1 rRNA gene is annotated in these 450 nt (G+C 43.6%); it reads right to left on the minus strand.

Annotation, left to right across the window (positions count from 1 at the left end):
* Positions 1 to 372: 372 nt before the first annotated feature.
* Positions 373 to 450, minus strand: a 5S ribosomal RNA gene (gene rrf, locus ACXAGX_RS20535); the annotation flags it as partial.

Here is a 450-nt window from a genome sequence, read left to right on the forward strand (position 1 = left end):
ATCGAAAAACTTTTATGAATCGTCGGTTGACACTCTTAACGAGTGCCCACACAGATTGTCTTGTTATACATTTTTAAAGAACAATGCTAAGAGTTTTTCTTAGCGGCTTCAGTGGTTTCCCCTGAAGCGGGATGCGTATATTACGCTTATTAATCTCAGAGTCAACACGTTTTTTGAATTAATTTTCAAATCGTTGTCTCATTCATTTTCATAACAAGACACTGCTCTGAAACCCGTTGCATCACCAGGATGCTAAGGTCACCTTAGTTGGTTGATGGCCGGAGCTGCTGCTCACAATAATCAAAAAACCTAGGCTTTCACTTATAAACGCAAAAAGCCCGCTCGAATGAGCGGGCTTTTTCGTAATTGGGAGCCTGACGGTGTGCTACTCTCACATGGGGAAGCCCCACACTACCATCGCCGCTAACGCGTTTCACTTCTGAGTTCGGA

The sequence above is a fragment of the Alteromonas sp. ABV4_515 genome (assembly GCF_056160345.1).